Consider the following 11,995-nt stretch of genomic DNA (forward strand, 5'->3'; position numbering starts at 1 on the left):
GAGATGAAATAAAAATAAACGATATTAGTCCTAGATTTGTGGATGCTATAGTTAAGTATATAGAGTTTATAAAAAATGATGCGAGTCCGGAAAACTCGAGGTTTAAATATGTTGTTGAAAGTTGGTTTTAGATAATAGGTTGCTTTACATAATTTAATGGGTTACCTTATAATTGCTATAACAAACGGATAGTCAGAACGTAATACCTATCAGAGAACAACATCCTCTCTCGTTGTAGCTAACTCGGTAGGGAATCATTGTCCTTAATAGGGTAAGGCGTTAAATGAACGGAATAAAGACAGCCTTATGCGGTTTCCTAAACCGTGTGTCGCAAGTTCGAATCTTGCCGGGGCCGTTTGAAATATAGTTTAAGCCACAGCCTAAAAGGGCTGTGGCTTTTTTAAAATTTATAAAGCAGGAAGGGACTTGCGATAACCATAATGATCAAGCAGATTACAGCTACCATTCCTTTTTTATTATTGGCTTTATAAAGCGAGTAGCCAAACAAACAAGTATAGCCAGTGACAAAGAGTACCATGAGCGTCATATAGAAAGTTTGCATCAATCCCGCACCTTCCTTAAATCCGATTCCCGCAATAACTTACCAAACTCCAGGCTTCTAACCTTAACATGCAACCTCACATTGGCATTCGGATAAATCTTGTTCGACCAGTCTGCCTTTTCATAGTCCTTGATCGTAAGGAACTTGTTTCTAATGTGCAGGGACCAGTAGAAGGGTTCCAGCTTATATTTCTCCTGTGTTTTCTTGATGAATTTTTCTCCTTCTTCTTGCAATTGTTTCTGCAGCGAATCATGCAGGATGTCCCTGTTTTTCGAATTGATCATATAATTTCGAGTGCTTGGTACTGCAAAGATATTCATATGCAGACTTACATACACATCGATATTTGTCTTGCCTGTAGGCTTGTAGTCAATCTTTACTTTTACTTTGTCCGCTTGTACACGAGCTGACAAATCGAAACCAGGACTTAATGGATCTGTGTAACTCGCTATAATATCTTGCTGGGGCAGCGTTGTATCCAGCATCAAGGAGAAGCGTGTCTCTTCCCCTGTCAATGTATCAATCATCTGGCCTTCCTTAAACACTGCTGATCCAATGAACTGGGTAGCGTTTCCTCCTTTTATGTTTGCTTCACCAGCTTTGTAATTGTCTTCTGCACCGTACTCTTCTTTAGGATCTTTTTTCGTAGTAGCAAATGGTGCAATAAAGAGATCTGCATCGCCTTCGGTAATCTGGAAGAACCGGACCAATGGTGCATCTGGAATAACGCCTGTTTCTTTGGCACGATCAAGCATATATTGAAAATACTTGTGCGGGCGGGACTCCAGTTTTGGTTTAGTAGTTCTTATAAATTTCTCAGCCTTCTCCTTACTGATAACCAACTGTGCATTAAGTTTCAAATCAATAATGCTTGGTGCCGTTTGCATCAAATGGATAAACTTTTTGGAACGAGCCAGTTTTTCGGAAACAATTACAACACGCACTTGATCCAGCGAAATTTCTTTTGCAACCGATACATTGGCAGTATTCGTAGCAGAAAGAAAGTCGGTACCTAAAACACTGACTACCTCTTGGGGTGGCTCTGGGGTAGAAGGACCTGAAACAGTACTGCCTACTTCAGGGTTGGCAATTTCAAATGTGAAACGGAATACATCTTCACTCTCTGTCTTATCAACCCCAATACTGATGACGTATGCCTGTTCTTCTAATTCTTTACGGTCAAAGCAGCCACTCAAAAGGACAGCCGTCTGTATAAGCAGCATCAATATGAGTAATTTCTTCATGTTTTTCTATCCTTCCAGTAAGATGCTGCCCATAACAGAAAAGGAAAAAGGAAGAAGAGGGGCGTCATAATTTGCAGACTTTTTTCTCTGAAAAACATCTCATTTACAACAAAACTAGGCGGAATTAGTGAAAGTATCATGGCAATGAATCCGATAGGCAGCAGCAATCCTTCAAACCGTTTAATTTCAAAGATTGCTCCAAAAATCCAGCATATCAAATAAAGGAAGATTATAAATCGCAAGAAGTTTGAGAACATCCAGCCGACCATAAAAAGCGTGCTGATATTCGTGAAGAAATGTCCAAGAGCTACGATTTCCGTCGCTTCTTGATAGAGAAAAGCAATATTATTGATTGAGTTATAATCAAACAGCATCGTATACACGGCATAAAAGGAGACGATGAGCATAAAAGAAAGACTTCCTCCTAAATAAATACCGCTGTGAAAGTATTTTGTTTGGTGAAAGGACTGATACGCAATCGTTATTAAAAATATCTCTAAAAAGGCAGCTGATTTGGAGATACCCTCGAAAATAACAGTACCTACTCCTCCTCCGAATAGAGGGAAAATGCGTACCAGTACAGCTTCTTTCAAGTCCACGAATATCACTGCAATGATTGTGACAATAATTATCGGAAGCAGTGCCCAAGCCAAGCTGCCTATCGTTTCCAACCCTTTGTTAGCAACTAGTATACATACAGTGAGGAAGATAACGTAAATGACGAGTGTTGGAGAATTCGGGAAATAAAGATAGTTGATTTCTTCCATGACATTACGCATGTCAGTAAACATGGCGATGAAACCACAGATGAATAGCAATAAGGCAAGCAAGGTTCCTGCCTTCTTTCCAATCAGATGGAAGATGAGCTCAATCAAATTATATTTTTTATATTTTTTAAGAAGGTGCATGAGAATCAGGAACGGACCTAATAGAAAGAGGAAGGAGATGATCGGAACGATCCATATGGCATTCTGAGCTTGATCAGCGAAGAGAGCTGGCGTGGTATCACCACCTTTTAGGCCAATTATCATGAAAATCATCGCTGTAAGCTCACGAATCCGTAATGGTTTTTTATTGAGCTCCATCATGGTATCCTCCTTTCATTGTTTATCCCAGTCTTTCGGATTCAGGAATCCAGGTCTCCATTTTTCTTTTTTTAGTATCATGCGGAAGAACGTGTCCCTTGGTGATCGGTTTGATGGGGTAGCAGGTGAGAAATAGCTGACACCAAAGGAATTGATGGAAACGACATACGCTACCCAAAGCAATATTGCTCCTAAAAGGCTAAGCAGTCCATACATACTGGCAGCAACAATGAAAAGAAAGCGGGAAATTCGCAATGTATGATTGATACTGTAGTTAGCGGCGGCAAACGAGGACAATCCGCTTAAAGCCACGATGATAACGACTATAGGACTGACAATATTTGCTTCTACTGCCGCTTGACCGAGAATCAATGCTCCAACAATTCCGATAGTTGGTCCGAGCGGGGAAGGGATGCGAATCCCTGCTTCCCTGATTAATTCAAACGCTACTTCCATTAACAGGATTTCGAATACAATTGGCAGCGGAACTCGTTCTCTGCTTGCTGCTATAGCTAGCAGCAAATCAATCGGGATAAGCTGGCTGTGATAATTCGTAATAGCTACATAACTTGCAGAAACAAATAATGTAATGAAATATGCGATAGCGCGTACTAGTCGGCTAAAGTTTCCAAAAGCCCATCTCAAATACCTATCCTCTGGTGAATGGAAGAAAGACCAGATAGTGATAGGGGCGATCAGACAAGAGGAAGAATTCTCCATAATAATTGCCACATAGCCTTCCATAATATAGTTACCTGCATTGTCTGGACGTTCTGTATATAGCATCGTAGGAAACAGGGAGGCGGGTCTTTCCTCGAGAAACTGCTCTAATATCTCAATATTTCGGATATTGCCGGCTGTAATCTTCTTGATACGCTGTTTGACATTCTCAAGTATTTCCTCGTTAACTAGATCACGTGCATAAACTAAAGATACAGGCATTTCGGGTCTTGTACCGACGCTGATATTTTCGATAATCAGATCTTTGGAAGGTATCTGCTTTCGAAAGATAGATATGTTCACTGGCAAAGACTCCGTAAAGGATTCTTTTGGTCCCTTAATGGTCTTCTCATTCTCAGGCTTTTCCACGGGGCGGTGTTTAAAGTCATCGATTTTTGCTTTGAATGCTTCGCTCATTCCTTCTTTGAAAATGATGACGCAGCCCGTGCTAAGGCCTTTCTCCACTTCATCCATATTCTTCACAGAACTTAGACTGGATAATGTAACGATCCGTGGCACCGGAATATCCCTTTTTGTTTCAAGCAAAGGTGTCACGATATGCTCGTTTAACTGTTTCGTATCAATAATTGTGGAATAGTAGAATAGGTGGTATCTCCCAGTTGATCCTCGAAGTTCCTTAGAGTTGAAATCAAAGTTAGTTCCATATAAATATTGTTCTTCAAGATAGGTCACATTCTCTTTCAAGCTTCTGGATATCTTAGTGGTTTTCCGCTTCTCCACTGCTTCTGTCTTCTTTTTCTGCCAAGGAAACATCACCGATCACCTCTCTCTCGTTCTGTTAGTGTGTCTAGTTAGCGATGATTTTATGAACAGATAACACTATTTGAACCTACCTTTCGATAATAGATACAGAATGGGTTGTGAAATTGTGACACCAACCGCTTTTATCTAGTACAAGGCTGCATAAAGTAACATATAGCAGTCAAAAAAAGAAAGGGAGATGGTCGAATGGTGAAAATCTATGTAGATCCAGGTCATGGAGGGTCAGATCCGGGAGCAACAGCAAATGGAATCCAGGAGAAAAATATCGTGTTGGCAATTGGGACATCAATTCGTAATATCCTAGAGCTGGAGTATGAAAATGCAGAGGTTCGTATGTCTCGCACCGGGGATACGTTCCCGTCCCTTACCCAGCGTACGAATGATGCAAATGCATGGGGAGCTGATTTCTTCCTCAGTATTCATGTCAATGCTGGCGGAGGGACAGGATATGAGGATTTCATCTATTCCACTCTTTCGGACAGCTCTGAAACTGGCGTAATGCGGGCACGAATTCATGAGGAAGTAATGAAGCTGAATGGAATGGCGGATCGCGGCAGGAAAAAGGCGAACTTCCATGTACTTCGGGAAACAAATATGCCTGCTGTCCTGACAGAAAATGGCTTTATTGATAATAGTGCTGATGCGGCGAAGATGAAATCGAATTCTTGGATTCAGAATGTAGCGAGAGGACATGTCAATGGCTTGGAAAAAGCACTTGGTCTAACGAAGAAGGCAGATTCTGGTTCCACTTTCTTAATCCGAGTAAAGGTAGCATCGCTATACTACTATGATGCACCGGATTGGAATGCACGCGCAGGTACAGTGAGCCAAGGGGAAGTGTTCACCGTAGTGGAGACACTGACAGTCGATGGCTCCACGATGTATAAGCTGAAGAGCGGGAACTATATTACAGCGAATCCTCAATATGTAGAACTTGTCTAAAACAAAAATGGCTGCCGATTTGGCAGCCATTTTGTGTTAGAAATTTAGGGGAAATCTTGAATTAAGTGTAGCACGAAATTTGCCGAAATTGGGTGCTGATCTTACTTTCCCAAGTTCCCCTCCTATCCTGTCAGTTTATCTGACAAAAGGACAGGCTCTTTCTTAGTGACGGTCATAATTCTCTTTTAGTTTACCAGCAGTATCTTGAAGATTTCCTTTTGCTTTGTCTTTCTTGCCGTCTGCTTGCATGCCTTTATCATTTTTTGCGTTACCGATTTGATTTTTTGCTTCACCTTTTGTTTTTGATACGGCACCTTTTACTTTGTCGCTTAGACTTTGTTTGTTTTCAGCCATTTGTAATCCACTCCTTTTTGAAAATTGCTATATTATGCTCTTCCCGCTATAAAAACTTATAAACTTTTTAAAAAGGATGTTTATTTGTTGTACAGATGGGTATAGTGATATCAGGTATCCCCCATACCACTAATCTGCTAAGTGTAAGTAAAAGGTCTGCTCTTTGAAAGAGCGGACCTTTTTATATTTGTCATTCTTTATGGTGGAGATAACAGCAGCAAATGTGAAATTGTCTCTATCTATATAAAGAGTCTTAACGAAGCGGGTGCTCGTTTTTATGATTTCGCTTTGACTGGTAAGGAAAACAATGTACAATGGAAATAACCTACTTGATTTGCTGATGCAGACAGAGGCTTTTTTATTCGTGTTAATTGTAAACGCTTACAAATTATAGGGAAGGATGTCGAATCATGAAAATGTTAGCACCTCTCAGTGGAAAGCACAATGTAACGGATTTTGAAGCACTACGTCAGTCGTTTGAATGGAGTCAGATGGAGCAGGATTTCTCCTGGTACCATACGGGCAAATTAAATGCTGCTTATGAGGCAGTAGACCGTCATGCAGAAAATCCGGCTAAAGCGGATCAGCTTGCTTTAATTTATCAGGATGGAGAGACAGAGGAGAAGTGGACGTTCACACAACTGAAGGAACGCAGCAATAAGGCCGCCAATATGCTGAAATCTTTCGGTGCAGCAAAAGGAGACCGCGTCTTTTTGTTCATGCCTCGCTGTCCTGATTTTTACGCAAGCTTTTTTGGTATTCTCAAAATTGGCGCTGTAGCCGGACCATTATTCGAAGCATTCATGGAACAGGCAGTAGAAGATCGACTGAAGGACAGCGGCGCTAGCATCTTGATAACAACGGCAGAACTGCTGCCGCGCGTTAACAGGGATAATTTGCCCGAATTGAAGGAAGTCATTGTACTTAACTGTGAAACAGATGGACTACATGACTATACAGAACTGATGGATCAGGCATCAACCGAATTCGAGCCTGTGTGGCTGGATAAGGAGGATGGTATGCTGCTGCATTATACCTCTGGTTCCACTGGGAAGCCGAAAGGTGTTTATCATGCACATCGTGCGATGGTACAGCATTATGCCACTGGCAAATGGATCTTGGATTTGCAGGAGGATGATGTGTACTGGTGCACAGCTGATCCTGGCTGGGTGACAGGTACAAGTTACGGCATATTCGGACCTTGGCTGAACGGGGCAACAAATGTTATTGCCGGGGGCCGTTTTACACCGGAAGCTTGGTATAAGGTCATTGAGAAACATAAGGTAACGGTCTGGTATACAGCCCCGACTGCTTTGCGGAAGCTGGCCGCTGCAGGTGATGAGGTTGCTCATTCCTATGATTTGTCCTCGCTTCGCCATGTCCTCAGTGTGGGGGAGCCTCTCAACCCGGAAATCATTTATTGGGCAGAAGAAGTTTACGGCAAACGCATTCATGATACATGGTGGATGACAGAAACAGGTGCCATGCTCATCGTCAATCACCCTACACTGCCAATCAAGCCAGGGGCGATGGGCAAACCGATACCAGGTGTAGAAGCAGCGATAGTTGATGATGCCGGGAATGTACTGCCGCCTCATACGAGCGGAAATCTTGCAGTAAAGGCAGGCTGGCCATCGATGATGAAAACGATTTGGGGCAATCAAGAGAAGTTTGACAGCTATTTCATCAACGGCTGGTATGTATCAGGGGATAGCGCCAAGATGGATGAAGAAGGCTATTTCTGGTTCGAAGGTCGTTTGGATGACGTGATCAACACATCTGGAAAATTGGTCGGACCTTTTGAAGTGGAAAGTAAGCTTATCGAGCACTATGCTGTTACTGAAGCAGCGGTAATCGGAAAACCGGATGAAGAGCGCGGAGAGATCATCAAAGCCTTCATCACACTGGATAAGGGGCATAAAGATTCCATGGAGCTGCGCGAAGAAATCCGGCAGTTCATTAAAAAAGGACTGAGTGCGCATGCAGCACCAAGGGAAATTGAGATTGTCACCTCAATTCCAAAGACAAGAAGCGGCAAAATCATGCGTCGTCTGCTTCGTGCCAAAGAGCTCGGACTGCCGCTGGGTGATACATCTACTTTAGAGGAATAACAGGTTTAATCGACTGACCACGTGGAAGTATACATTGTGTGATACTTTATAAAAGGAGTGTTAGACAATGGCTAAAATTGCAACTGTCATTACCGATACGTTTGAAGATGTAGAATATACGGATCCGGCGAAAGCATTTAAAGAAGCTGGGCATGAAGTAACAACAATTGAATTTGAATCAGGTAAAAGTGTAACAGGTAAACAAGGAGAAGCGACAGTGTCCATCGATAAAGGCATCGATGATGTAAACCCATCAGATTTTGATGCACTGTTCATTCCAGGTGGGAACTCACCTGATAACTTACGTGCAGATGATCGATTTGTTAATTTCGCGAAGCATTTCATGGATGAAAAGAAACCTGTTTTCGCAATTTGTCACGGTCCGCAGCTGCTGATTACCGCTAAGACACTTGAGGGACGAAAAGCGACAGGATATAAATCTATTCAAGTCGATATGGAATATGCTGGTGCAACAGTCGAAGACAAGGAAGTTGTCGTATGTCAGAATCAGCTGGTTACGAGCAGACAGCCGGATGATATTCCAGCTTTCATCGAGGAATCCTTGAAGCTATTGAAATAAGAACAAATATGACTCCCGGCTATATGCCGGGAGTTTTTCATAGGAGGGATAATATGATCGTTCGACATAATGACGAAGGTAAAACGGTGTTGATAGCTCAGCATGCCCATGCGGCTATTTCCGGGGAAATAGCCAGGCATTGGCGAAAGGATGATTCAGATTCACCTGTTCAGCGTCCTGAGACTATCATGGCCATCGACCAGCACGACCGAGCTTGGATTCCGTTGGATGAAGTACCAAAGCGAAAGCCTGATGGGGAAGGTTTTTATAGCTTTATCGATTATCCTTTAACGGACAAGCTGCGTGCATATCAGCAGGGCATCATGGAAGTACGGGAACAATCCCGCTATGCAGCTATATTGTGCAGCCGGCATTATTGCTCGTTCTTTTCCAACCACACAGAAGATGAGCAGATAAAAGCATTCTTGGATCGGGAGCATGGATTGCAGCAAGCTGACATACAAACACTTACTTCAGCCGAAAGTGCTACGTTGGATATTGATCAAAAGATGCTTTCTTTCTGTGATGATGTTTCTTTGTACCTGTGTATGAATCAGCCGGGAGTATCTAAGCAGAATGAAGTGAAATGGTTCCGGGATGGTTTCGGGGAAAAGTTTTCTTTTGCCGATAAGGTTATCGGAGAATGGGTATCGTCTGTGGAAGTCAAACTGACACCTTCACCGCTCGAAAGTCCTGTCCGTGTTGCCATTCCACAAGTGGTAGTGGACGGAGATGAGTTCCGTGAAGAGAAGCTCTGGGTGACGGTGACATGAAAAAAGAGCAGTAGATTTACTGCTCTCATAGCTTTCTGATTGTGAAATTATCGGTAAGTAACAGCCAGTTCTGCGGAAAGGAAAGACCAAGCTTCCAATAACTGATTCCGCGCAAGTTCAACTCCTTGATCAAATTGAACTTTGCCTGGATGGAGCGGGCATCTTCAAACCATACCTCATGCTGTGCACCAGCAGCTGTATATCTGAAGAAAGGTGCTTGCGCAGTAGTGTCGTATTGAATCGAAGCATTATTTTCACGGGCAATCGCTATGGCTCGCTGCGGACTGACGGCTTTGGCATACTGTCCGCCCGGCTCATAGGGAAGTGTCCAATCATAGCCATATAAGTTTTGTCCGAGCATGATTTTGTTGGCGGGCATCTCTGTTAAGGCATATTCCACGACATCTCTTACGTTCGGTAATGGAGAAACAGCTAAGGGTGGTCCGCCGCTATAGCCCCATTCATAGGTCATCAACACGACAAAATCAACAATCTCCCCATGGGCTGCATAATCATGTGCTTCGTACCATTGTCCTTGCTGGGTTGCGCTCGTTTTTGGTGCCACTGCTGTCGATACACGCAGTCCCTCAGGTCGAAGTCTGGCGACGGCACGCCTTAGGAAATTGTTATAGTCTTCCCGATTTTCCGCTGGCAGAAATTCGATATCGAAGTGCACCTCTCCAAAACCGACTTCATTGGCGGTATTGATAATGTTTGTAAATAAGCGATCCTGAACAGCAGTATTGGTGACAATACGAGTTCCTAATTCAGCACTGAATGCGCCGCTTTCGAGCGTGGAAACAGCAAGACTTAATGTTGTGTTGTTTTCGCGTGCAATTGTTGGAAATTCATTTAATGGCGGAGCGGTTAAATTTCCTTGCCGATTTACTCTGTAACTGAATGGCATCAGATAGGTAAGGTATGGTGCACGCTGTCTTGCTGCCGTCTCCAAAGTTTGGGATACAGTATTTCCGGTTGGCTCGATATAGGCATTTGATTCAATCTGCCTTTTCGACTTTGCTGGGAGGTATAGACGCTGTCCCGGCTGCAGGACAGCTGATGCTGAAATGTTATTGATTCGTGCGAGCTCTGCAACGGATAAGTTATTTCTTCTGGCAATGGTGTAAAGACTGTCACCAGCCTGGACATAATAGAATGAGCCAATGATTGGAATCACCAGCGCCTGTCCGACGACAAGGTCATTTGGTGCTGCCAGTTCGTTTGCGGTAATCAATTCCTGACTTGTCGTACCGTAGCGGCTTGCAATGCTATTCAGTGAATCCCCAGTCTGTACTACATATATTTGCAAAACGACTCCTCCTTTATTAAGCCTCTGTAGAAAAGCTATGCTCGGAGGAGCCGTTCTATGTCAAATTGGATCTGTATTGGCACTGAGAGTCGTTTCAATGACACGCAATGCGTCTTCATTTTGTTCTTTTGTATTGGATGCAACACAGTTTCTTGGCACATCCAGTTTAAATTCCCGCATATGGGCATCATTTGCGGAGAATATAACACAAATATTACCCGCAACACCTGCTAGAATAACTCGATCGCATTCCAAATCCTTTAATAAGGATGGTAGTGATGTCTGGAAGAAAGCAGAATGCTTCGGTTTCAAAAGAAAATAATCATCTTCGTGCGGCATCATACTATCGATGATTTCCTTGTTATTTTCATTCCGGCAATAGTCAGCTATTTTTTTGAAGTTATCCTGCCAGATTCCGTAATGGTCATTCACAAAGATGACTGGCCAATCATTTTCTTTTGCTTTTTTGCGCAGCTTCTCCCAGTTAGGAAGTATTTCCTTTGTATTCTCCAGCAGGTTTTCGCCGCCGGGAAAATCAAATGTGTTGAATACATCTATAAATAAAACGGCTTTTTTGTCACTCATGATAATTCTCCTTTACTTCGTAGTAGGAAGCTTCTTATACTTATACATTATCAACTTTACGTAATTTGAAACCTTTGGATAGAAATGTGGGAGATAGATATGACGAACGATGCTTACTGGATGGAGCAAGCGATTAAGGAAGCAAAGCGAGCGGAGCATCTTGGAGAAGTTCCGATTGGAGCTATTATCGTGAAGGATGGAGAGATCATCGCTTCCGGCTTCAATCTTAGAGAAACAACCCAGCAGGCACACTCACATGCAGAGATGCATGCAATCCAAGCGGCCAATGAAAAGGTAGGCAGCTGGCGATTGGAGGATTGTGATTTGTACGTGACCCTTGAGCCTTGCCCAATGTGTGCAGGTGCCATCATCCAATCAAGGATCCGACGTGTCGTATTTGGTGCTTATGATCCGAAGGCTGGCTGTGCAGGCACTTTATATAATTTACTGGAAGATGATCGGTTCAATCATCAGACAGAAGTGACAGGCGGCGTGCTGCAAAAGGAATGCGGCGGACTGCTGACCTCATTTTTCCGGGAACTCCGGAAGAAAAAAGCAGCGAAAAACAGCCGGGATTGATTTTTTTCTGCAAACAAGCTATACTATGAAGTGCGCTATCGAAGCGCCTAACATTATTCACAACTTAGCCGTGCTAAGCGGGGAGGTAGCGGTGCCCTGTACTCGCAATCCGCTATAGCGAGGCCGAATTCCCGCCCGAGGTAATGCGGCTTTAAGGTCTGCCATAAGGAATTGGTGTTGACACCCGGGTCCTGCGCAACAGGAACCCGTGAACCCTGTCAGGTCCGGAAGGAAGCAGCAGTAAGCGGTCTTTCTTGTGTGCCGCGGGGAAGCCTGGGTCGAGCCATGAACTTATGTAACGCTTAGATCCGTATTATCGACGGTGGGTGCACGGCGCTTAATTAATAAACAATCAGAGTCCTTGCCAT

At 43.3% G+C, this 11,995-nt stretch carries 12 protein-coding genes and 1 other RNA gene; 6 read left to right on the top strand and 7 right to left on the bottom strand.

Annotated elements, in window-relative coordinates; genetic code table 11:
• Nucleotides 1-400 precede the first annotated feature (400 nt).
• Genes ABXS78_RS17975 through ABXS78_RS17990 form a run of 4 tightly spaced genes read right to left on the bottom strand, consistent with a single transcriptional unit; the run spans nucleotide 401 to nucleotide 4,385 of the window.
• On the bottom strand, nucleotides 401-562 hold the full coding sequence (locus tag ABXS78_RS17975; protein ID WP_366248380.1) for a hypothetical protein: 162 nt from the start codon (nucleotides 560-562) through the stop codon (nucleotides 401-403).
• Complete coding sequence (locus ABXS78_RS17980) at nucleotides 562-1,806, bottom strand: Ger(x)C family spore germination protein (protein WP_366248381.1); 1,245 nt, start codon at nucleotides 1,804-1,806, stop codon at nucleotides 562-564. The genes ABXS78_RS17975 and ABXS78_RS17980 overlap by 1 nt, the downstream gene beginning before the upstream one ends.
• Nucleotides 1,803-2,894: a GerAB/ArcD/ProY family transporter gene (locus ABXS78_RS17985; RefSeq protein WP_366248382.1), complete on the bottom strand. Its 1,092-nt coding sequence runs from the start codon at nucleotides 2,892-2,894 to the stop codon at nucleotides 1,803-1,805. The genes ABXS78_RS17980 and ABXS78_RS17985 overlap by 4 nt, the downstream gene beginning before the upstream one ends.
• Before the next feature lie 12 nt (nucleotides 2,895-2,906).
• Nucleotides 2,907-4,385, bottom strand: a complete 1,479-nt coding sequence (locus tag ABXS78_RS17990; protein WP_366248383.1) for a spore germination protein — start codon at nucleotides 4,383-4,385, stop codon at nucleotides 2,907-2,909.
• Nucleotides 4,386-4,580: 195 nt separating this feature from the next.
• Between ABXS78_RS17990 and ABXS78_RS17995 the strand changes: the two genes are divergently transcribed.
• Entirely contained in the window at nucleotides 4,581-5,336 is a 756-nt protein-coding gene (locus ABXS78_RS17995; protein WP_366248384.1) for an N-acetylmuramoyl-L-alanine amidase, read from the top strand.
• A gap of 162 nt (nucleotides 5,337-5,498) precedes the next feature.
• On the opposite strand, the gene ABXS78_RS18000 is transcribed toward ABXS78_RS17995, so the two are convergent.
• Nucleotides 5,499-5,690, bottom strand: coding sequence for a CsbD family protein (locus ABXS78_RS18000; RefSeq protein WP_366248385.1), 192 nt, complete (start codon nucleotides 5,688-5,690; stop codon nucleotides 5,499-5,501).
• A 410-nt stretch (nucleotides 5,691-6,100) separates the two neighbouring features.
• On the opposite strand from ABXS78_RS18000, the gene acsA reads away from it, so the two are divergent.
• The 3 genes from acsA (at nucleotide 6,101) to ABXS78_RS18015 (ending at nucleotide 9,154) form a co-directional block, all read left to right on the top strand.
• The gene (gene acsA, locus ABXS78_RS18005) at nucleotides 6,101-7,801 is read left to right on the top strand and encodes an acetate--CoA ligase (protein WP_366248386.1); all 1,701 of its coding nucleotides are present in this window, start codon (nucleotides 6,101-6,103) and stop codon (nucleotides 7,799-7,801) included.
• 67 nt (nucleotides 7,802-7,868) lie between these two features.
• Nucleotides 7,869-8,381, top strand: coding sequence for a type 1 glutamine amidotransferase domain-containing protein (locus ABXS78_RS18010; RefSeq protein ID WP_366248387.1), 513 nt, complete (start codon nucleotides 7,869-7,871; stop codon nucleotides 8,379-8,381).
• Nucleotides 8,382-8,434: 53 nt separating this feature from the next.
• Nucleotides 8,435-9,154, top strand: coding sequence for a DUF3891 family protein (locus tag ABXS78_RS18015; protein ID WP_366248388.1), 720 nt, complete (start codon nucleotides 8,435-8,437; stop codon nucleotides 9,152-9,154).
• Nucleotides 9,155-9,179: 25 nt separating this feature from the next.
• Here the strand turns inward: ABXS78_RS18015 and ABXS78_RS18020 are convergent, their stop codons facing one another.
• Nucleotides 9,180-10,463, bottom strand: a complete 1,284-nt coding sequence (locus tag ABXS78_RS18020) for a glycoside hydrolase family 18 protein (protein ID WP_366248389.1) — start codon at nucleotides 10,461-10,463, stop codon at nucleotides 9,180-9,182.
• 60 nt (nucleotides 10,464-10,523) lie between these two features.
• Complete coding sequence (locus ABXS78_RS18025; RefSeq protein ID WP_095222144.1) at nucleotides 10,524-11,048, bottom strand: isochorismatase family cysteine hydrolase; 525 nt, start codon at nucleotides 11,046-11,048, stop codon at nucleotides 10,524-10,526.
• A 99-nt stretch (nucleotides 11,049-11,147) separates the two neighbouring features.
• Between ABXS78_RS18025 and tadA the strand changes: the two genes are divergently transcribed.
• Nucleotides 11,148-11,627: a tRNA adenosine(34) deaminase TadA gene (gene tadA / locus ABXS78_RS18030; protein WP_095222146.1), complete on the top strand. Its 480-nt coding sequence runs from the start codon at nucleotides 11,148-11,150 to the stop codon at nucleotides 11,625-11,627.
• Between the two features lie 68 nt (nucleotides 11,628-11,695).
• Nucleotides 11,696-11,961, top strand: an RNA gene (ffs, locus tag ABXS78_RS18035) — signal recognition particle sRNA large type.
• Nucleotides 11,962-11,995 lie beyond the last annotated feature (34 nt).

Source organism: Terribacillus aidingensis, assembly GCF_040703035.1.
Taxonomy (GTDB): Bacteria; Bacillota; Bacilli; order Bacillales; family Amphibacillaceae; genus Terribacillus.